The following is a 20,615-nucleotide window of genomic DNA, read 5'->3' as shown; positions in this document are numbered from 1 at the left end:
AGGACGAAATTATCTCGGCGGATATCCTAGCACGCGAACAGGTATATACCCGTCATACTTCAAGCCGCATGTGCGTTGGCTGCGCTCATCACCCGAATCACTTACTTATGTAAGCTCATCGGGACTCTCTCGCTTGCCGCCTTCCTGCAACTCGAATTATTTAGGGTATAGCCACAGATTGGCGCTTTGATTTGGAATAAAAGCCGAAGATATATATTCAAATGGTTCCATAAAGCGGTAGTACCCTTTATTATCCTCGATCACTTTGCTTTAGCAACAGGATCTAAACAGATTTCATGTATCAACCTGTCGCATTATTTATTGGCCTGCGTTATATGCGCGGGCGTGCATCTGACCGTTTTGGTCGGTTTGTTTCATGGCTTTCAACCATTGGTATCACACTCGGCGTGATGGCATTGATCACAGTGCTATCCGTGATGAATGGTTTCGAGCGCGATTTGCAGAATAATATTTTGGGGATGATGCCGCAGGCGCTGATTACCACGCCACAAGGCTCCCTTGATCCAAATAAAATTCCTGCTTCATCACTGAAATCACTGACTGGCGTTACCGATATTGTGCCGTTAACCACCGCTGATGTGGTGCTGCAAAGCGCGCGCAATCTCTCCGCCGGAGTGATGTTGGGGGTTGACCCCAATCAGCATGAACCTCTGGCCAACTACTTGGTTAATGTGCACCTGAAAGATTTACAGCCGGGTAGCTACAATATGATTCTCGGTGAAAAACTGGCCGGTCAATTGGGGGTTAAGCGCGGCGAGACACTGCGTCTAATGGTGCCAAGTGCCAGCCAATTCACCCCGATGGGGCGCATCCCTAGCCAACGCCTGTTTAATGTTATTGGCACATTTGCCGCCGACAGTGAAGTCGATGGCTACCAAATGCTGGTTAATCAGCAGGATGCATCACGTCTGATGCGCTATCCGGCAGGTAATATTACCGGTTGGCGTTTATTCCTTTCACAACCGCTGTCCGTTGATAGTTTGAGTCAACAAACCTTGCCAGATGGCACGGTATGGAAAGATTGGCGTGAGCGGAAAGGCGAGCTTTTCCAGGCTGTACGGATGGAAAAGAACATGATGGGGTTGCTGCTTAGCCTGATTATCGCTGTTGCTGCCTTCAATATTATTACCTCTCTGGGCCTGTTAGTGATGGAAAAACAGGGCGAAGTGGCGATTTTGCAAACCCAGGGTTTAAGTCGTCGTCAAATTATGTTGGTGTTTATGGTGCAGGGCGCCAGTGCGGGGGTTATTGGCGCATTGCTCGGTGCCGGCTTGGGTATTTTGCTTGCCAGCCAATTGAACACCATTATCCCGGTTCTCGGTTTATTGATTGATGGCGCAACCTTACCGGTGGAGATTAATCCGGTTCAGGTGACCGTGATTGCTCTGTTGGCAATGGCGATTGCTTTGCTTTCTACGCTTTATCCTTCCTGGCGCGCTGCCGCCGCACAACCTGCCGAGGCCTTACGCTATGAGTAATCATCCTTTATTACAGTGTTTAAACCTGTGCAAACGCTATCAGGAAGGTCAACTCCATACCGACGTCTTGCGCAATGTGTCGTTCACTATCGAAGCTGGTGAACTGATGGCGATTGTCGGCAGTTCCGGTTCAGGTAAAAGTACCCTATTGCACTTGTTGGGCGGGCTGGATTCACCGACTTCCGGCGAAGTGATATATCAGGGGCGCTCGCTGAATCAAATGTCTTCCACGGCAAAAGCTGAGTTACGTAATCGTGAGTTAGGTTTTATCTATCAATTTCACCATTTACTACCAGATTTTACTGCATTAGAAAATGTTGCTATGCCACTACTTATCGGCGGTGCCAAACCGAGTGAAGCGCAGGATAAAGCCCGCGCGATGCTGGTGGCTGTGGGGTTGGAAAAGCGTAGCAAACATCGCCCGTCCGAACTATCCGGTGGTGAGCGTCAGCGAGTGGCGATTGCGCGCTCGCTAGTGAACAACCCGTCGCTGGTGTTGGCTGATGAGCCGACCGGTAACCTCGATCAACGGAATGCCGATAGCATCTTTAATTTGCTAGGTGAATTGAATGTTCGTCAGGGGACCGCCTTCTTAGTGGTCACTCACGATTTGCAATTGGCCAAACGCATGAGCCGTCAGTTGGAAATGCGTGACGGCCAGCTACAGCAGCACTTGACGTTGGTGGGGGCGCAATAGTGGCAATTGGGATGGGCGTTTCGCCACTTTCACTGTTAATCGGTTTACGTTTTAGCCGTGGCCGCCGTCGCGGCGGAATGGTGTCACTCATTTCGGTGATTTCCACCTTGGGCATTGCCTTGGGTGTGGCGGTGTTGATCGTCGGCTTAAGTGCCATGAACGGCTTCGAACGTGAGCTAAAAAATCGTATTTTGGCGGTGGTGCCACACGGTGAAATTGCGGTGGTCAATCAGCCATTTAGTGGTTGGCCACAAACTTTACAGCGGATTGAAAAAGTACCCGGTATCGTGGCAGCGGCACCTTATATCAATTTCACCGGTTTGATTGAAAACGGCACACAACTGCGTGCCGTACAGGTCAAAGGTGTTGATCCCGAGGCCGAACAGCGACTTAGTGCATTGCCGAGCTTCGTCCTTGATCATGCCTGGGACAATTTCAAAGCCGGTCAGCAACAGATTATTTTGGGCAAAGGTCTGGCCGATGCCTTGGGTGTGAAGCAGGGGTCATGGCTGACAGTCATGATCCCTAATAGCGACCCTGAGATGAAATTACTGCAACCCAAGCGTATTCGCTTGCAAGTGGCGGGTGTTTTTCAATTGAGTGGGCAACTGGATCACAGCCTGGCATTAGTACCTTTAGTCGATGCGCAGCAATATCTGGATATGGGTGACAGTGTCACTGGTATAGCCATCAAGGTCGATGATGTCTATAACGCTAACAAACTGGTACGCAGTGCCGGAGAGGTCTCGAATGCCTATGTGTATATCAGCAGTTGGATTGGCACCTACGGCTATATGTATCGTGACATCCAAATGATTCGTACCATCATGTATTTAGCGATGGTACTGGTTATCGGGGTTGCCAGCTTTAACATTGTTTCCACTCTGGTGATGGCGGTTAAAGATAAAAGCAGCGATATCGCGGTGTTACGCACATTAGGCGCTAAAGATGGCCTGATACGAGCCATCTTTATCTGGTATGGCTTGATGGCAGGGTTGATCGGCAGTGTCAGCGGGGCGGTCGCGGGAGTGATTATCTCTTTGCAATTAACCAACATTATCCGTGGGTTGGAAAAGCTGATCGGGCATCAATTTTTGTCGGGTGATATCTATTTCATCGACTTTTTGCCGTCAGAACTGCACTGGTTTGATGTGGCTTGTGTGCTGGCGACCGCATTGGTGTTGAGTTTAATTGCCAGTTGGTATCCGGCGCGTCGTGCCAGTCGTATTGATCCAGCGCGGGTACTGAGCGGGCAATAATTATCCCCGTCATACTTCAAGCTGCATGTGCGTTGGCTGCCTTCGTTACTCGGCCCGTCCATGGGCCTCGCCTCTGCGAGGCCGCTGCACACAGCGTTCAAATCTGCTCCCGGCAGATTTGTCACCCCAGTCACTTACTCATGTAAGCTCCTGGGGATTTACTCAGTTGCCGCCTTCCTGCAACTCGAATTATTTAGGGTATATAAGGATAACTTTATGTATTACGGTTTTGATATGGGCGGCACCAAAATTGAGTTAGGCGTTTTTGATGCTAACCTGCAACGAATCTGGCATAAGCGTGTCCCTACACCGCGCGAAGACTATTCGCTATTACTGCAAACATTACATGACCTGACACGGGAAGCCGATAAGTTTTGTGGTATTAAAGGCAGTGTGGGTATCGGCATTCCCGGCTTGCCCAACGCCGATGATGGTACGGTATTCACGGCGAATGTGCCCGCGGCTATGGGACAATCCTTGCAAGGTGACCTTTCCGGGTTAATCGGGCGCGAAGTTCGAATCGATAATGATGCTAACTGCTTTGCATTGTCGGAAGCCTGGGATCCTGAGTTTCGCCGCTATCCAACAGTATTAGGGCTGATTCTTGGTACTGGCGTCGGTGGTGGGCTAATTGTGAACGGCAATATTGTCAGTGGGCGAAACCATATTACTGGCGAATTTGGTCATTTTCGTTTGCCAGTAGATGCGCTGGATATTCTGGGCGCAGATATTCCACGAGTACCATGTGGTTGCGGCCATAATGGTTGTATTGAGAATTATATTTCAGGACGTGGTTTTGAATGGATGTACAAACATTTCAACCAGCAATCTTTGCCTGCAACTGAAATTATTGCAAACTATAACATCGGTGAATCCAAGGCTGTAGCTCATGTTGAGCGTTTTATGGATGTACTGGCTGTTTGCTTAGGTAATTTATTGACTATGCTGGACCCCCATCTCGTTGTAATCGGTGGTGGATTATCTAATTTCGAGCATATCTATCAAGAACTGCCGAAACGGCTACCACAGCATTTATTGCGAGTAGCCCGATTGCCACGCATTGAAAAAGCGCGTTATGGTGATGCGGGCGGTGTTCGTGGGGCGGCGTTCCTGCATTTGTCTGAGCGTTAATTAATCAATAGCAAATAAAAATACCTAAAATAGAGGCAAAAGGTTATGCGCATTCGCCATCGGTTGTGTCGGTTTCGCAAGAATAAGCACTTGCGCCATCAACGTTTTCGCTCCCGTATTTTTCATCGAGACAGTGCTGCAACATCCGAAATGAAGAAGCCGTTTGTGGTGGTTCTGACCGGGGCCGGCATCTCGGCTGAATCGGGTATTCGTACTTTCCGTGCGGCAGATGGTTTGTGGGAAGAGCATCAGGTGGACGATGTTGCCACCCCTGAAGGGTATCGTCGTGACCCTGAACTGGTTCAGGCCTTTTATAATGCACGCCGCCGCCAGTTACAGCAGCCTGATATTGCGCCAAATGCTGCCCATTTTGCATTAGCTGATTTGGAAGCTGTGCTGGGTGATAATTTTGTACTGGTGACTCAGAATATAGATAATTTGCATGAGAGAGCGGGTAGTAAGCGAGTTATTCATATGCATGGTGAGTTATTGAAAGTGCGCTGCACCCAGTCAGGCCAGGTACTGGATTGGCCGGGTGATCTCAGTGCGGATGAGCGCTGCCATTGTTGCCAATTCCCATCGCCGCTGCGCCCACATATTGTGTGGTTTGGTGAGATGCCAATGGGCATGGATGAAATCTATCAGGCGCTGGCTGAGGCTGATTTCTTTATCTCAATTGGCACCTCCGGCCATGTCTATCCTGCCGCCGGTTTTGTCCATGAGTCGAGCTTGCATGGTGCTCATACTGTCGAGTTGAATCTCGAGCCTAGTCAGGTCGAGAGCCAGTTTGATGAAAAACACTACGGTTTAGCCAGTAAAGTGGTTCCAGAATATGTGCGCGAATTCTTAACCACGCGCGGCGAAAATCGTCAAGGCGACTAAATTACCTTGCTGAATAAGAGCCGCAATGTGATTAGCGGCTCTTATTCACTCGGCACTGTTCCTGGTTTGTCTTTTTTTATTCTGGCTTAAGTTTGTCTAAAACTGACCTGACGCAATATTTGATGGTGATCACTTCCCCATAATGATATTCACTATTATGAGGGTGGGCCCATGGACAAATTACTCGACCGCTTTTTCAACTATGTTTCTTTTGATACACAAGCAAAAGCCAATGTAAAATCCGTGCCGAGCACTGAAGGGCAGCGCAAGCTGGCTCTGGCGTTACAACATGAGTTGCAGACGCTGGGTTTTTCTCAGGTGAGTTTGAGTGAGCACGGCTGTGTGATGGCAACCTTGCCTGCCAATGTCTCCTGGCTGGTCCCTACCATTGGTTTTATTGCCCATCTTGATACTTCACCTGATTTCTCGGGTAAAAATGTTAATCCGCAGATTGTAGAAAACTACCGTGGTGGTGATATTGCTTTGGGGATGGGCGACGAGGTTTTATCGCCGGTCATGTTCCCCGTCTTGCATCAATTGCTTGGGCATACCTTGATTACCACTGATGGCAAAACCTTATTGGGTGCGGATGATAAAGCGGGTATTGCGGAAATTATTACTGCTATGGTGCGCTTAAAGCACAGCAATATCCCGCATGGTGATATTCGTATCGCTTTCACACCCGATGAAGAAGTAGGGAAAGGTGCGCGCTTCTTTAATGTGGCAGAATTTAATGCCCAGTGGGCCTATACCGTGGATGGCGGCGGTGTCGGTGAGCTGGAATTTGAGAACTTCAATGCCGCATCGGTGACCATAAAGATTGTCGGTAATAATGTGCATCCCGGTAGTGCCAAAGGGGTGATGGTCAATGCGCTATCACTGGCAACCCGTTTCCATCAGGAATTACCCACGGATGAAACCCCTGAAAGTACTGATGGTTATGACGGTTTCTATCATCTGCAAAGTATTAAAGGCACGGTCGAACGGGCAGAAATGCACTATATCGTGCGAGACTTTAATCGCGATGGTTTTGAAGCACGCAAGAAAAATATGGTGGATATCGCTAAACGGGTAGGCAAAGGTTTACACCGTGATTGCTATATTGAAATCGTTATAGATGATAGCTATTACAATATGCGAGAGCATATTATTAAACACCCACATATCATCGAGATAGCTCAGCAGGCAATGCATGATTGTGATATTACCCCCATCATGAAGCCGATACGTGGTGGTACTGACGGTGCGCAGCTATCCTTCCTTGGTTTACCTTGCCCAAATATTTTCACAGGCGGCTATAATTATCATGGTAAACATGAGTTTATAACGCTGGAAGGGATGGAGAAAGCGGTGGCGGTTATTATGCGCATTGCTGAATTGACGGCGAAACGCGCTAAAGAGTCATCAGTCTGACCAACTGATAAAAATGAGGTTAATGACAAAGTACCCGTAGCAGTGAAAACAGGCAGATCGTAAAGACGCCACACTTCTTTTATTAAAACAAGCCTTCCCTGGGGGCTCGAGCCGCGCCGTCCCTGGCGCGGACGCTTTACTCTTCTGCCTGTTCTCACCTTGTAAGATCGAATCGTTGGAGTTTGTCAGCAGTCTGACGCCCCGTTTACCGGGGCATTTTTGCGGAATAGGCTCGAAATATCAGTCGCTAAAATACCAATAGCCGTTGTTCACCAACGCGGTGAGCATCGCCAGGAAGGACGGGTCTTCCAGCGCATCCCCCAGCTTCTGCGCATCCACGCTAAAGTGTTGGCATAATGCATCGGCGGCTTGTCTGTGTGGTGTATTAATCAACTCACCATTAGCAAAGCATTGATCACCAATACGTAGAACACGCAACCCGGTAAGACGTTGTAACTCCTCACCTTGTTGCAATAGCTCATAGACATCACCCGCCTGATAAGGCGGTTCTGGTGGCGCGATATCCAGTTCATGGCGCGATTGGGAAATAAATTCACCAAACCAGTTTTGGAAATCCTCTGGTTGCTGAACTAAATCGAGCATCATTGCACGAAGTTTATCGACTTCTTGTGGCAACACTTCCGCCGGATGTTCGCGTAATTGCAAATCTGGATCGCTGTAGCGATAACTACCCAACTCGCGAGCCAGTACATAGTCGGCAAAGCCACTTACCAGTTCGCGGCCATTAGGTGCACGGAAACCGACTGAATAATTCAAGGCATTTTCCAACGCATAGCCTTCATGAGGAAATCCCGGCGGGATATAAAGGATATCGCCAGGCTCCATTTCTTCATCAATAATGGCGTCGAAAGGCCCAACTTGCAGCAGGTCAGGGTGAGGACAATGCTGTTTCATTTCCGTTTTCTCACCGACCCGCCAGCGACGACGCCCCGTGCCCTGAATAATAAAGACATCATACTGGTCAAAATGCGGGCCGACACCGCCACCCGGAACGGAGAAAGAGACCATTAAGTCATCCATGCGCCAGTCTGAAAGCGGGCGGAATGGGTGCATTAATGCAGCCGCAGGCTCATGCCAATGGTCAACGGCTTGTACTAGCAGCGACCAATTAGTCTCACCTAAATGATCAAAACTTTCAAAGGGGCCATGGGCGACTTGCCAGCGGCCATCTTCATGGCTCACCAAACGGCTATCAACTTCATTTTCCATAGCTAAACCAGCGAGTTCATCTGGTGAGAGCGGATCGATAAAGTTTTTAAAGCCACGTTTGAGGATGACGGGGCGTTTCTGCCAATAGCGTTGCAGGAAATCAGGCCAATCGAGACTGAGTTGGTAATCCATGTTTATTCCAGGATAGGGGGTGAACTTGCTGGTGATTATAACGGATGCCAGCTATGAGTATCAGATATTGGCCGGTAAATTTTATTAATCAGCGTGATAATCATGCTGCTGGCCAAAAGTTACCATCATTCTTGCTCCACCCAAGGGGCTTTCAGTAATGGTTATCTTGCCTTGATACTGTTCAATAATCTCGGCAGCAACGGACAATCCCAGCCCTTGCCCAGGGCGTAAAGTATCGACTCGCTGCCCACGCTGGAAAATCAACTGTCGTTTGCTTTCTGGAATGCCTGGACCATCGTCGTCAACGACAATAGTGAGCTGTTTTTCTGAGTGCAGGGCGGTTATCTCGACGAACTCCAAACAGTATTTACAGGCATTTTCCAGAACATTACCCATGACCTCCATAAAGTCATTTCGCTCCCCAAGGAAAGTCACCTCAGGCGAAATATCCAACGTCAGCACAACGCCTTTGCGCTGATAAACTTTATTTAATGCACTACACAAACTATCGAGTAGAGCGGGAACTGAGTGGATCTCGCGAATCAATACATTATGCTCGGAACGCATACTGGCACGGTGCAGGTAATAACCGATTTGCTGAGAGATGCGGCTGATCTGTTCTAGCATGATAGGCTCGACTTCCTCGATAGTCGTTTGCTTACCGGTGCGTAAAGAACGCAGCGTCGTTTGCAATACCGCTAGCGGGGTTTTGAGGCTATGAGTCAGGTCGGAAAGTGTCGTGCGGTATTTGGTATAACGCTGGCGTTCATTGGTGAGTAAGATATTGAGATTGCGCACTAAGCTCTGCAATTCTCGAGGTGGATTTTCATCTAACTGATCGCGTTCACCTTTTTCTAGCTGACTTATCTGACTGACCAGTGCTTTGATGGGCCTCAGGCTCCAATAGGCGGCGAGCCAAAGTAAGGGAACAACTAACAGCAAATTCGCCAGTAAGACATAACTAAACCAATTCCAAACCAAATCAGAACGCTGCAATTCCTGTGGGATGGTATCTACAACGACAATCGTGAGCTGTGGTAAGCGGGATGTTGCGGGGTAAGTATTGACGGATACAGAGTGAGTCAGAGCACTGTTATCCGTATCGTCATATTTTTTTAGCTGGTCTTGCGCTTTAGGGTTATCACCCAACATCATGCTACTGATATGTGTTCCGGTATCCAGCTCATAGAATCCCGGTTTTTGTAGCCAGCTTTTTTCGATATGAGATTCAAGTTCGGGCACATGCCGTTGGCGCCACAGTATATTGCCATCTTTATCGTAAATCAGAACCAGCGTCGGGATATTCAGCTCAAGTTCTGGCGGCACCGATATGCTCAACTTATTGTCATGCCATTGGGCCAAGCTGAAAAATAAATTACTTTCACCGCGATGTGCGCTGAAGGTGTTTTTATCAAAGCTGACAATATAACCGACGACGGCGACCATACCATATGATAACGACAGCGCTAAGATGACACCTGCTGTCGCCATAAGAAAACGAGCACGAAGAGAGAAGGGCTTGCTATTTGTCCTGAACATGATGTCTAGTTGGCGTCAAAACGGTATCCCTGACCACGGATAGTTGTAATCACTTCACCTTCATGTTCTGCCAGCAGCTTTTTACGTAAACGGCCCATTAATACGTCGATAGTATGGCTCTCACGTAATTCTGCATCAGGGTAGAGTTGCAGCATTAATGTATCTTTGCTAACTACTTTTCCTGCATTACGAATAAGGGTTTCAATGATAGTGTATTCGAAAGCGGTCAGTTTAATCTGTTGCTGATTGACACACAACTCTCTGCGAGAGAGATCAATTTGAAATGGGGGAAATTCAATAATTTGGGACGCGAGGCCGATATTGCGTCGCATCAATGCCTGAATTCGCGCTATAACTTCTTCAAGATGAAAAGGTTTGGTGACATAATCATCAGCACCGGCTTCCAGTACCGCAACCTTGTCTTGCCAACTTTCCCTCGCAGTAAGCACTAGAATTGGCAGGTTTGTCTGATGACTACGCCAACGACGGATAAGGCTTAAGCCATCCTCGCCTGGTAAACCAAGATCAATAATGGCGATATCTGGGGCATGTTCCTGCAAGAAATAGTCTGCCTCTTTGGCATCCTCTGCTGCATCAACCTGATGGCCCATTTCACGCATTTGCACCGTAAGATGGTGACGCAACAAAGCATTATCTTCGACAACTAAAACCCGCATACTACATTCCTCGATAAGACATTAACCGGGTAATCTAATATTACCCGACAAGTAAAAATTAGAACAGTGACTTAGAAAGTGTAACGTAAACCTGCCTGCATCGCTTGATCACTGACTTTCCAGTTATGGTAGGTATAACCTACTTCTGCAGAGAGGCTTTGTGTCAGAGCATAGTCAGTTGTTATACGTGCTTCATGGTATGCACGACTATCATAGTTTGCCAAACGGTAGGCAACATCCAGACCGATATCCTGTGATAACTTACTTTTGATACCAATTTCGCCTGTGGCACTATTGTAAGTATTGGTTTTTTTGCCATCTTTGCTGGCATCAAATACCATTGCATGGCGGCTGCCGCCCACCAAGGTATAGAAATCAATATTGGGTGAGAAGGCAAAATGGTAACCCAGCCCGAGGACTGCTTCGGCAAGGCCGCGGTCATTATTGGCGATGCTACTTATACGACCATCAATAAACAGGTCGTTATCAAAACCATAGCCACCATTGAAGTAGATGCCGCCCATATCGCGGTTACCGATATGACTGTACTGACTTTGATTGAATTCTTTATCGAAGCGCTCATTGTTGCTGATTGAGCCATATTGCAGGCCACCGGCTACATAAGTGTAATCCGCTGCCATAGCGGCAGTGCAGGTTCCCATTAGGGCGAGAGAAAGAAGTGTTTGCTTCAACATAGTGATATTAGCTCCAGCAAGTGTAAAGTCCTTTTGACATCAACAGTATTATCAATGACGGTGACTAAACCGGGGCTAAACAGGGGCAGTACGCGAAAGGATAAGAAATTATTCAGGTGGCGTTGATTTGCCACCTGATGTTGAGACTAAAGTATTACTTCAACTCATCGACCATTGTTGTGGCACGACCAATGTAATTGGCGGGTGTCATGGCTTTCAAGCGGGTTTTTTCTGCTTCCGGCAGCGCGAGGCTGTCGATAAAGGCTTGCATGCCCGCCGCATCGACACGTTTCCCTCGGGTCAATTCTTTCAATTTTTCGTATGGTTTTTCAATGCCATAGCGGCGCATAACTGTTTGAATCGGCTCGGCCAAAACTTCCCAGTTGTGATCCAACTCTTCCAACAGGTGCGCTTCGTTGACTTCAAGTTTGCTAATGCCTTTCATGGTCGCTTGATAGGCAATCAACGCATAACCCAAGCCTACGCCCAAGTTACGTAACACGGTGGAATCCGTCAGATCGCGCTGCCAGCGCGAAACAGGAAGTTTGCTGGCTAAATGGCCCAGCACCGCGTTGGACAGGCCCAGATTGCCCTCTGAGTTTTCAAAATCAATTGGGTTCACTTTATGTGGCATGGTGCTTGAACCAATTTCGCCAGCAATGGTTTTTTGCTTGAAATGATTCAATGCAATGTAACCCCAGATATCGCGGTCGAAATCGATCAAGATAGTATTGAAACGTGCCACGCAGTCAAACAGTTCGGCAATATAATCATGCGGTTCAATTTGCGTGGTGTATGGGTTCCAGTTGATACCCAGTGACGTGACAAAACTTTCGCTGAACTGATGCCAATCTACTTCAGGATAAGCAACGATGTGAGCATTATAGTTACCTACTGCACCATTGATTTTACCTAAAATTTCAACTTGCGACAGTTGACGGAATTGACGTTCCATCCGGTATGCGACGTTCGCCAGCTCTTTACCAATCGTGGAAGGTGTTGCAGGTTGCCCATGGGTACGGGACAGCAGCGGTAAATCACGATACTGGTGTGCCAGGGCTTTGATGGAGTCAATAATCTTGCGCCACTCAGGCAAAATCACATCCTGGCGTGCCGTTTGCAGCATTAAAGCGTGCGACAAGTTATTGATATCTTCTGAAGTACAGGCAAAGTGGATAAATTCAGAGACGGCATGTAATGCCGGAACACTTGCTACTTTCTCTTTCAAAAAGTATTCAACCGCTTTTACATCATGATTCGTGGTGCGTTCAATGGTTTTGATGCGCTGTGCATCTTGTTCATTGAATTCTTGCACGATCTTATCAAGGTAAGCGTTTGCGTTGGCATCAAAAGCCGGAACTTCTTTGATTTCTGCACAGGCGGCCAGTTTTTGCAGCCAACGTACTTCGACCTGCACGCGGAATTTCAGCAAACCAAATTCGCTAAAGATTGGGCGCAGTGCGCTGACTTTGTCGCCGTAGCGTCCATCAATTGGGGAAACGGCGGTCAGTGAGGATAATTCCATCGGTGGCAACTCCTGAGAAAGGATTTCAAATATGAGCAAGAATACTCTGCGCCTGCTTAAACAGACGATTTCGCGAGAACATTAACTGCAAGCGGCTTCCGCCGACTTGTTGCCAAAGTACGGCTGAGCGGATTCCCGCCAGCAGGGCGGCACGAATTTTTGCCTGCACCAGTGTGCTTTGTAAAATAGCGGGTGAGCCAATAACCTGAATGCGCGGACCGAGTGGACTGATAACATCCGTATAAATGGCAGCCAGCGAACTCATCATTGTTTCCGATTCAAGATCGAAATGTGCCAATTGGCGATCAAGCTGACTAATACGATCACCCAAGGTATTCATCGCCGACTTATTGGCATTGAGCTTTCGCTCCAACACCATCAGGCTTAGGGTGTAGCGGGTCAGTTCCGCCGCAGGCCCCTGACGGTTGGCATTTAACACACTTTGCAGTGTTTCCAACCCCATTTTTAAGGATTGTTCATTGCCGCCATAGACGGCCAAAGTGGAAGGCGGGTTGGTTTGTAGCAACCCACTGAGCACAGTGTTTAATGCATCATTATCACATTGGCCTTCATGCGCCAATTGCTGAACCAAGCGAGCTGACTGGCAGATTCCGGCCAATGCCAACGTAATATCATAATAATTTTTCGCCACGGTTACTCCTGTAAACGTCCTTGTTTATGTATAGGTTGAATTAGTTTGCGACTGAACCTGGCAGTGGATAACGCTCTTCTATAATACCGCCACCGAGACAAACTTCACCTTGATAGAAGACCGCAGACTGGCCGGGTGTGACTGCCGCTACAGGTTCATCAAACCGAACCTCAACACGTTCGTCATCCAATGGTGTCACGGTGCAGGGAATGTCCTGCTGGCGGTAACGAGTTTTCACCACACAGCGGAAAGCAGCAGTGACGGGTTCTCTATCAACCCAATGTAACTGTTGGGCAATCAGCCCCACAGACATTAAACGCGGATGTTCATGTCCTTGAGCTACCAGTAAGATGTTATTCGCAACATCTTTATCCACCACATACCACGGATCATCGCCACCTTCTTTAGTGCCGCCGATACCCAAGCCTTTACGCTGCCCCAAGGTGTGATACATCAAACCCTGATGTTCGCCCACATGCTGGCCATCTACGGTCATGATTGTGCCGGGTTGCGCGGGCAGATAGCGGCCCAGGAAATCACGGAATTTGCGCTCGCCGATAAAGCAGATACCCGTGGAGTCTTTTTTCTTGGCAGTGACCAGGTCAAGTTGCTCAGCAATACGGCGAACTTCAGGCTTTTCTAACTCACCAACAGGGAACAGGCTTTGAGCGAGCTGTTCGTGGCTTAATGTGTAGAGGAAATAGCTTTGGTCTTTATTGCCATCAAGCCCACGTAACAAGCGACTTTTACCGTTAACGTCCTGACGACGGACGTAATGCCCGGTAGCAATATAGTCTGCACCCAAATCTTCCGCGGCAAACTCAAGGAAAGCTTTAAATTTGATTTCTTTATTACACAGAATATCGGGGTTAGGGGTGCGCCCGGCTTTGTATTCTTCCAGGAACAATTCGAACACGTTATCCCAGTATTCTGCGGCAAAATTGACGGTGTGCAACTCCATGCCCAGTTTGTCGCATACTGCTTGAGCATCGGCCAAATCGGTCGCTGCTGAGCAATACTCTTCGCCATCATCCTCTTCCCAGTTCTTCATGAACAAACCGGCAACTTGGTAGCCCTGTTGCTGGAGCAGGTAGGCGGAAACGGAAGAATCGACACCGCCGGACATACCGACGATTACTTTTTTCTGGCTGTTATCTGACATGGGAGTCTCACTAACGTAAATACCTAAAGCCCCAATGAAGGCTATGACGGATGATATTATCCGACCCACTCTTCAGCGTGGCAGGGCATTATAAAAACAAGCGCCGGATTTTATCACGTTGACTGCGTCGCTGCATGGTAGATTCGCACTCTTAATGAAATTACCTGAGTGAATCAAATCTGCCGTTTATAATGGCCAGTTAAATGAACCAATCACATCAAGTGAATAACGCTCGGGCTGCTGATAGCAACGGATACTTTCGGCCACTAAAGGTGAGCGTAAATTATCCGATTGTAGAATTTCATCGGCGGTAAGCCACAGACAGCGGTCGATATCCTCGTCATGCGGTTCAGTGGGCAATCGAGCCAGTAGCTCAATAACAAAAGCGAAACGCAGGAATGGGGTTTTATCCGGTGCTATCCACTGGTGCATGCGCAGAAAATATTGCGGGGTGGCTCGAATACCGGTTTCCTCCCACAACTCTCTTTCCGCAGCTTGCAGTAGAGTTTCATCGGCTTCCAAATGACCTGCGGGTTGATTCCATAATTTTTTCCCATTAATTGTCTCTTCAACAATTAAAAACTTCCCCTGCGCATGCACGACACAAGCCACGGTAACATGGGGCTTAAACATGGTTTATCTCCTTCCATTCGCCGGGCTGTAGATCGCCAAGGCTTAAATTACCCATACTAAAACGTATCAGACGCAGGGTAGGGAAGCCAATATGGGCAGTCATTCTGCGAACCTGCCGATTGCGGCCTTCGAAAAGTGTTATTTTTAACCAGCTTGTGGGGATGGTTTTGCGCTCTCGAATCGGTGGATGGCGTGGCCATAACCACGCGGGTTCACTAACCAGCTCAGCACCCGCGGGCAGAGTAGGGCCATCTTTTAAGGTTATCCCTGTTCTTAGCTGACTAAGTGCATCTTCGTCGGGCAACCCTTCTACTTGTACAAAATAGACTTTACCGGTTTTCTGGGCTGGTTGCGTTAGCCTGGCTTGCAGTTTGCCATCATTAGTTAATACCAGTAAACCTTCGCTATCCCGATCGAGTCGCCCAGCCGCATAAACATCGTTAAAAGGGATAAATTCCTTCAAAGTTGAGCGCCCAGCTTCATCAGTAAATTGGGGTAACACATCAAAAGGCTTGTTGAATAACAGTACGCGCCGAGGGGTAATGGGCTTCACCTGTTTAGCCTGTGCCTTAGTGCTGAATCGGTTAACTTTGTGATTTTTAACAGAGAATTTATTCATGATTATTGCGATTTCGGATGATTAGCGCATTATACCTCAATCTGTTTCGGATTGGCGTGGAACGAATATTCAAGTAGTATTGACACGAATCTTACAAGGCATTAACAAAATTGCGCTGAAGGAGAGGTTGATGGAAAGCAAAGTAGTTGTTCCGGCAGAAGGTAAGAAAATTACTGTCGATGCTCAGGGTAAACTGGTTGTTCCGCATAATCCGATCATTCCATTTATTGAAGGTGACGGCATTGGCGTTGATGTGACCCCAGCCATGATCAACGTGGTGGATGCTGCGGTTAAGAAGGCCTATAACGGTGAGCGTAAAATCTCCTGGATGGAAATTTACACCGGTGAGAAATCAACCCATGTTTATGGCAAAGATGTTTGGTTGCCAGAAGAAACATTGGACTTGATTCGTGAGTACCGCGTTGCAATTAAAGGCCCATTGACCACTCCAGTGGGTGGCGGTATTCGTTCTCTGAACGTTGCTTTGCGCCAACAACTCGACTTGTATGTGTGCCTACGCCCAGTGCGTTATTACGAAGGTACCCCAAGCCCGGTAAAACACCCTGAGTTAACCAATATGGTGATTTTCCGCGAAAACGCAGAAGACATCTATGCGGGTATCGAATGGAAAGCCGGCTCACCAGAAGCTGAAAAAGTGATTAAGTTCCTGCGTGAAGAGATGGGCGTGAAGAAAATCCGCTTCCCTGAACAATGTGGTATTGGTGTAAAACCCTGTTCAGAAGAAGGGACTAAGCGTTTGGTTCGTGCTGCAATTGAGTATGCCATTACCAACGATCGTGAATCAGTCACCCTGGTTCATAAAGGCAACATTATGAAATTCACCGAAGGCGCATTTAAAGACTGGGGTTACCAGTTAGCGCGTGAGGAATTTGGTGGTGAGCTGATCGATGGCGGCCCTTGGGTTAAAATCAAGAATCCAAACAACGGTAAGGACATCATTGTTAAAGATGTGATTGCCGATGCTTTCCTGCAACAGATCCTGCTGCGTCCGGCTGAATATGATGTTATCGCGTGTATGAACTTGAATGGGGATTACATTTCTGATGCATTGGCTGCTCAAGTTGGCGGTATCGGTATTGCCCCAGGTGCAAACATTGGTGATGAGTGCGCATTGTTTGAAGCGACTCATGGTACCGCACCTAAATATGCGGGTCAGGATAAAGTGAACCCAGGTTCTATTATTCTGTCTGCAGAAATGATGCTGCGTCACATGGGCTGGTTCGAAGCCGCAGACCTGATTATCAAAGGCACCGAAGGCGCAATTCAAGCCAAGACGGTCACTTATGATTTCGAACGTCTGATGGAAGGCGCTAAGTTACTGAAATGTTCAGAGTTTGGCGACGCCATTATTAAGCATATGTAAGTTGTAACCAATAATATTTAGCCAACATAATTGTAGTGATTATGTTGGCTTTTTGGTCTGCATTGTTACTCTGCAAAACTCTTCTGCAAAGCGGTACAAAAAATAAGCTACAACGCTGTCACGATAGTCCACTCTGTTTGGTCTTACCTGTGCTCCACGCCATGAATGGGAATAGTTGTGCGTATAGTGGATTAGGTAGGCGTCTACGATATTATCGCGATACATACCGATGACATCTTCAAGAGTCATATTTATGGCGTTACATCTTAGGGGCAGAGGAAATGAGACTTTAGCTCCGGTCTTTTTGCTCTACATGTAAAAAATCGTCCCAAATGTCAGAAAATTTCAGTGTTGGAATAGGGCTTGATCTCTCAATCAAACAGTCCGCGGCCCGCTTCGATTTTATGTAACTTCCTGTAGAGCTCGATACTTATAAAGTATAAGTAAAAAGACCTCGAAAAGGCCCTTTCGTCGATATAAGTCAATCAGGCAACTTCACTGATGAGATTATTGGTTAACTTTCTTGGCTATCATATTCGAATTCAATACTTAGTTTCATTTTCTCTAAATCGAACGTCATTTCACAACCAATCCATTCAGGTAGACCGTTTGTAAGTCCATGCTCCAAATAATACTTTCTAAGTTCCACAATTAACGGAGTAAGGTCACTGACGGCACCATCATAGGGGTCAAACCAGTTATTTGTACCTGCTGAGTCAATATAATCGAACTCGTATTCTCCTCCATCACCTTCAGGGAAAAGTTTTGCTCTGACTATGACCTTAACTGCATCATCAGGTGATGTATTTAAAAGAATTTGACTTATGTCTTGATAAATATTTTGTTCGTTTCTCATAACTCTACTGTCCTCCAGACACATTTTTAAAACCAGTCACGACAGGTCGCTCGTTGCCTATTGTACATTTTATTTCAAAGCTACTAGGTCTGTTACTGTCACCAGTATAAATAGGATTTATTTTCACTTTAACTGGTTTGCCATCTTCCAGCGCCTTAGCCCAGCTATTCTCCATCTTTTTCCATGCTCCCTTGTTCAGGTTTGCATCCATCGGAACAAGATTAAGTTTTTCTCCCGGCCCATCAAAAATGCTAGCGAGCAAATGTCCGCCTTCATCACCGGAATCACCACTTTTCCCGGCTTTGCGTTGTTGGTAGGTATTGCGATCTTTAGTCATCGCCGTAAGGTCGGCTTCAACCATCTTCACCCGGCCTTGATCATCTGTATGATATACTTTATTTCCATCAACTTTATAAATTGTATTGGGGCTAGGCTTGTTCAGTGGTTTGCTCCAACTGCCTTTTTCTCCAGCTTTTATTTCTACCACTTTAAACTCTTTCGTTGACGCGGCTTTCAAGTTATCAATCTGTTTTATCGAAGCTGCGCCGCCTTTTTTTGCACCAAGTAGAGCGCCAGCAGCAAGCATAGCCCCGGCAGTTTGCTTATTCAGTACCTGCTCGAATCCTTTATCTGCATCACCACCTAAATCCTTAGCTACTTTCGCATAGCCTTCAACATTTCCGTTGTAAACCCCCCCGGCAGCTAGCAACCGCCCCGCAGCTTTGGTATTGATAGTACGAAGGGCTTGCTGTGCTGGCAAATCAGGTGCAGAAGTGCGCACCAAACGCTGAATTTGTGTTGACCGTGGTTTTCCTCCGGAGTGTCGATAGTCTCTTCGCTTTACAGAAACCGTATACTCTTGAATGATTTTTTCTACGCCATTAAGGTGGAAAGCTAATGGATCAGCACAAATCAGTTTACCGTCATCATTAATATGAAAAAGCCCTGCTGGGCGATAGATATCACTTAGCATCACGATTTCACCAGAAAACACCATTTTTTCCAGTTTCTCTTTTTCACGCGATCCGCGAGAGGAGGCTGGGGTATGATAAGTCCGGCCCTCTCTCATATTGATAAGGTAACGGCTGGCGTTGTAGCCATCATCAAATTCATACTCACGACAAATCCGTGACCAGGCAGCATAGGCGCTGATAATTCGTTCATACTCTTCGGGGGCGAGATTGTCTCTTGAAAGGTAGTACAGATAATTTCCGGGCAAGCTAAGATTCATATCCATTTCCTTATGGCATTGAGTAAAACTGTGTGACTGTATAGCTACTACGCAATAGATTTTCTACAAGAAAGCTCTGTATTTAGCCTTCTCGCAGAGTAAATATTTTTCCTCATCAGGTGCACCGTAACCCTCGCCCTCAGCCACCGAACGTGTGATCCACGATGATGCCAGCACCAACAAGAATAGATCGCTGGCACTCATGTCAGCACGTGCTAGTCCTTAAGCTCAGTCGAGAAGCAGTAAGGGACACTAAGAAGTTCAATGTGTTCGCCACTCAAGTGAATGCCTTTCTCACCTTCGTATATTCAGCCAATTCAGTAACTTTGAAGGCCAATCAAGGTGCTGTGACCTGCCATAATAATATGAAGAAAATATTTGACTGATTAGGTTAACTCTTTATCCTTGACGGCAATGTTATTCAGCATGTGTTTGTCATTTAATAACCAGATCTCAGTAAATTATAAATTTTGTTATTTTCTCTCTTAAAACAGAGGTTTATATTGTGGCGAAGGATGTAGAAATTGTTAAAGCACGGCATCCGTTAGATAAGCAGCACATCAAACTGACTTATGTAACTCATTTTTACTGTAATCAGGGAAATATGGATTCTGTTGAGTCTTTGTTGAAGGAATATGAATCTTACCCTGATGATATTAAGGATGCGGTTGAATTTGTCATCGTAGATGACTGCTCACCTTTAGAATATGAAGTAAAAGATTATGATTTGAATTTCACGTGGTTAAGAATAACCACTGATATCCAGTGGAATCAGGCTGGCTCCCGTAATCTTGGTGTAACTTATGCCAAATCTGACAAGATTATCATTACCGATTTAGATTGCCTGCTGCCCGAAGATACCCTGCGTTATCTGGTTAATGCGCGTAACCCAGGGCGCTCGCTGTATCGTATCTATCGTACCGATGAAAAAACTGGCAAGGCCTATCGTGGTCACCCGAATTTATTCTTCATGTCCAGAGCTCGTTTCTTCAGACTTTATGGTTATGACGAAGAGTTCGCCGGTCATTACGGTTCGGAAGATTACCGCTTTGTGAAGTTCCATAAAGACCATGGTTCCACACCGCGTTATTTGCCTAAGCAATACCGCTGTATTGAACGTAATGTTGATAGGAAGAAAAGTTACCATTCACTGGATCGTGATTTGACGCATAACGCGCCTATCGATGATCGCAAGAAAAATGAAATTGCCCTATTTGGTGCGGAATATGGTCATAGCCGAATATTCCTTAACTTTAATTGGGAAATTAAAAAAGTGCATTCACGTCCGCCGACAGTACCTGAACGTAAAGTGTGGTGGCGGCCATTATGGTGGTTCCGTTACCTGTTCCGTTCACTCGCGGCATAACAGCATTTATCCAAAATACTTTTCATAGCCAGC

Annotated in this window: 19 protein-coding genes; 8 read left to right on the top strand and 11 right to left on the bottom strand. The window is 46.9% G+C overall.

From position 1 onward, the window contains the following. Nucleotides 1-296 precede the first annotated feature (296 nt). The 6 genes from lolC to pepT all read left to right on the top strand — a co-directional run bounded on the left by lolC (nt 297) and on the right by pepT (nt 6,881). Nucleotides 297-1,499 (top strand): lipoprotein-releasing ABC transporter permease subunit LolC, encoded by a 1,203-nt coding sequence (gene lolC / locus QSV56_RS06905; protein ID WP_046050758.1) that lies wholly within the window; start codon nt 297-299, stop codon nt 1,497-1,499. Further along, complete coding sequence (gene lolD / locus QSV56_RS06900; RefSeq protein WP_005158007.1) at nt 1,492-2,196, top strand: lipoprotein-releasing ABC transporter ATP-binding protein LolD; 705 nt, start codon at nt 1,492-1,494, stop codon at nt 2,194-2,196. The genes lolC and lolD overlap by 8 nt, the downstream gene beginning before the upstream one ends. An 11-nt stretch (nt 2,197-2,207) precedes the next feature. Continuing rightward, on the top strand, nt 2,208-3,455 hold the full coding sequence (gene lolE, locus QSV56_RS06895; protein WP_026017878.1) for a lipoprotein-releasing ABC transporter permease subunit LolE: 1,248 nt from the start codon (nt 2,208-2,210) through the stop codon (nt 3,453-3,455). A gap of 216 nt (nt 3,456-3,671) precedes the next feature. Then, nucleotides 3,672-4,586, top strand: coding sequence for an N-acetylglucosamine kinase (nagK, locus tag QSV56_RS06890; RefSeq protein ID WP_019079782.1), 915 nt, complete (start codon nt 3,672-3,674; stop codon nt 4,584-4,586). Between the two features lie 45 nt (nt 4,587-4,631). Then, nucleotides 4,632-5,468 (top strand): Sir2 family NAD+-dependent deacetylase, encoded by an 837-nt coding sequence (cobB, locus tag QSV56_RS06885; protein WP_019079781.1) that lies wholly within the window; start codon nt 4,632-4,634, stop codon nt 5,466-5,468. 171 nt (nt 5,469-5,639) lie between these two features. Further along, nucleotides 5,640-6,881: a peptidase T gene (pepT, locus tag QSV56_RS06880; protein ID WP_019079780.1), complete on the top strand. Its 1,242-nt coding sequence runs from the start codon at nt 5,640-5,642 to the stop codon at nt 6,879-6,881. Nucleotides 6,882-7,121: 240 nt separating this feature from the next. On the opposite strand, the gene QSV56_RS06875 is transcribed toward pepT, so the two are convergent. The 9 genes from QSV56_RS06875 to rluE form a co-directional block, all read right to left on the bottom strand. Continuing rightward, on the bottom strand, nt 7,122-8,243 hold the full coding sequence (locus QSV56_RS06875; protein ID WP_019083394.1) for a cupin domain-containing protein: 1,122 nt from the start codon (nt 8,241-8,243) through the stop codon (nt 7,122-7,124). Nucleotides 8,244-8,327: 84 nt separating this feature from the next. Continuing rightward, nucleotides 8,328-9,782, bottom strand: a complete 1,455-nt coding sequence (gene phoQ, locus QSV56_RS06870) for a two-component system sensor histidine kinase PhoQ (RefSeq protein WP_005170639.1) — start codon at nt 9,780-9,782, stop codon at nt 8,328-8,330. A gap of 5 nt (nt 9,783-9,787) precedes the next feature. Further along, a complete protein-coding gene (gene phoP / locus QSV56_RS06865; RefSeq protein ID WP_005158018.1) occupies nt 9,788-10,459 on the bottom strand; it encodes a two-component system response regulator PhoP in 672 nt (223 codons plus the stop codon). A gap of 71 nt (nt 10,460-10,530) precedes the next feature. After that, nucleotides 10,531-11,154, bottom strand: a complete 624-nt coding sequence (locus QSV56_RS06860; RefSeq protein WP_019079777.1) for an outer membrane beta-barrel protein — start codon at nt 11,152-11,154, stop codon at nt 10,531-10,533. Nucleotides 11,155-11,308: 154 nt separating this feature from the next. Further along, the gene (gene purB, locus QSV56_RS06855; RefSeq protein WP_019083392.1) at nt 11,309-12,679 is read right to left on the bottom strand and encodes an adenylosuccinate lyase; all 1,371 of its coding nucleotides are present in this window, start codon (nt 12,677-12,679) and stop codon (nt 11,309-11,311) included. 25 nt (nt 12,680-12,704) lie between these two features. Next, nucleotides 12,705-13,331 carry a high frequency lysogenization protein HflD gene (gene hflD, locus QSV56_RS06850; RefSeq protein WP_019079775.1) on the bottom strand — a complete coding sequence of 209 codons (627 nt, stop codon included), beginning with the start codon at nt 13,329-13,331 and terminating at the stop codon, nt 12,705-12,707. Nucleotides 13,332-13,371: 40 nt separating this feature from the next. After that, a complete protein-coding gene (mnmA, locus tag QSV56_RS06845; protein WP_050130050.1) occupies nt 13,372-14,493 on the bottom strand; it encodes a tRNA 2-thiouridine(34) synthase MnmA in 1,122 nt (373 codons plus the stop codon). 186 nt (nt 14,494-14,679) lie between these two features. Beyond that, nucleotides 14,680-15,126, bottom strand: a complete 447-nt coding sequence (locus QSV56_RS06840; RefSeq protein ID WP_050162198.1) for an NUDIX hydrolase — start codon at nt 15,124-15,126, stop codon at nt 14,680-14,682. Then, a complete protein-coding gene (gene rluE, locus QSV56_RS06835; RefSeq protein ID WP_046050760.1) occupies nt 15,119-15,745 on the bottom strand; it encodes a 23S rRNA pseudouridine(2457) synthase RluE in 627 nt (208 codons plus the stop codon). The genes QSV56_RS06840 and rluE overlap by 8 nt, the downstream gene beginning before the upstream one ends. 130 nt (nt 15,746-15,875) lie before the next feature. Here rluE and icd point away from each other — a divergent pair, with 130 nt between their 5' ends. Continuing rightward, a complete protein-coding gene (icd, locus tag QSV56_RS06830; RefSeq protein WP_005170624.1) occupies nt 15,876-17,129 on the top strand; it encodes an NADP-dependent isocitrate dehydrogenase in 1,254 nt (417 codons plus the stop codon). A gap of 514 nt (nt 17,130-17,643) precedes the next feature. Here icd and QSV56_RS06825 read toward each other — a convergent pair. After that, nucleotides 17,644-17,985, bottom strand: a complete 342-nt coding sequence (locus tag QSV56_RS06825) for a hypothetical protein (protein WP_046694892.1) — start codon at nt 17,983-17,985, stop codon at nt 17,644-17,646. 4 nt (nt 17,986-17,989) lie between these two features. Beyond that, nucleotides 17,990-19,216 (bottom strand): DNA/RNA non-specific endonuclease, encoded by a 1,227-nt coding sequence (locus QSV56_RS06820; protein ID WP_019079770.1) that lies wholly within the window; start codon nt 19,214-19,216, stop codon nt 17,990-17,992. Between the two features lie 505 nt (nt 19,217-19,721). Between QSV56_RS06820 and QSV56_RS06815 the strand changes: the two genes are divergently transcribed. After that, complete coding sequence (locus QSV56_RS06815) at nt 19,722-20,582, top strand: glycosyltransferase family A protein (RefSeq protein WP_005170622.1); 861 nt, start codon at nt 19,722-19,724, stop codon at nt 20,580-20,582. Nucleotides 20,583-20,615 lie beyond the last annotated feature (33 nt).

The organism is Yersinia sp. 22-579 (assembly GCF_030433455.1).
GTDB lineage: Bacteria > Pseudomonadota > Gammaproteobacteria > Enterobacterales > Enterobacteriaceae > Yersinia > Yersinia enterocolitica.
Note: the sequence above shows the minus strand (reverse complement) of the source record. Positions and strands in the feature narration are given on the sequence as shown.

Excerpts from the sequence above, each read along its gene's own strand:
- lolC (WP_046050758.1), top strand. The coding sequence starts at position 297 with ATGTATCAACCTGTCGCATTATTTATTGGCCTGCGTTATATGCGCGGG.
- lolD (WP_005158007.1), top strand. The coding sequence starts at position 1,492 with ATGAGTAATCATCCTTTATTACAGTGTTTAAACCTGTGCAAACGCTAT.
- lolE (WP_026017878.1), top strand. The coding sequence starts at position 2,208 with ATGGGCGTTTCGCCACTTTCACTGTTAATCGGTTTACGTTTTAGCCGT.
- nagK (WP_019079782.1), top strand. The coding sequence starts at position 3,672 with ATGTATTACGGTTTTGATATGGGCGGCACCAAAATTGAGTTAGGCGTT.
- cobB (WP_019079781.1), top strand. The coding sequence starts at position 4,632 with ATGCGCATTCGCCATCGGTTGTGTCGGTTTCGCAAGAATAAGCACTTG.
- pepT (WP_019079780.1), top strand. The coding sequence starts at position 5,640 with ATGGACAAATTACTCGACCGCTTTTTCAACTATGTTTCTTTTGATACA.
- QSV56_RS06875 (WP_019083394.1), bottom strand. The coding sequence starts at position 8,243 with ATGGATTACCAACTCAGTCTCGATTGGCCTGATTTCCTGCAACGCTAT.
- phoQ (WP_005170639.1), bottom strand. The coding sequence starts at position 9,782 with ATGTTCAGGACAAATAGCAAGCCCTTCTCTCTTCGTGCTCGTTTTCTT.
- phoP (WP_005158018.1), bottom strand. The coding sequence starts at position 10,459 with ATGCGGGTTTTAGTTGTCGAAGATAATGCTTTGTTGCGTCACCATCTT.
- QSV56_RS06860 (WP_019079777.1), bottom strand. The coding sequence starts at position 11,154 with ATGTTGAAGCAAACACTTCTTTCTCTCGCCCTAATGGGAACCTGCACT.
- purB (WP_019083392.1), bottom strand. The coding sequence starts at position 12,679 with ATGGAATTATCCTCACTGACCGCCGTTTCCCCAATTGATGGACGCTAC.
- mnmA (WP_050130050.1), bottom strand. The coding sequence starts at position 14,493 with ATGTCAGATAACAGCCAGAAAAAAGTAATCGTCGGTATGTCCGGCGGT.
- QSV56_RS06840 (WP_050162198.1), bottom strand. The coding sequence starts at position 15,126 with ATGTTTAAGCCCCATGTTACCGTGGCTTGTGTCGTGCATGCGCAGGGG.
- rluE (WP_046050760.1), bottom strand. The coding sequence starts at position 15,745 with ATGAATAAATTCTCTGTTAAAAATCACAAAGTTAACCGATTCAGCACT.
- icd (WP_005170624.1), top strand. The coding sequence starts at position 15,876 with ATGGAAAGCAAAGTAGTTGTTCCGGCAGAAGGTAAGAAAATTACTGTC.
- QSV56_RS06825 (WP_046694892.1), bottom strand. The coding sequence starts at position 17,985 with ATGAGAAACGAACAAAATATTTATCAAGACATAAGTCAAATTCTTTTA.
- QSV56_RS06820 (WP_019079770.1), bottom strand. The coding sequence starts at position 19,216 with ATGAATCTTAGCTTGCCCGGAAATTATCTGTACTACCTTTCAAGAGAC.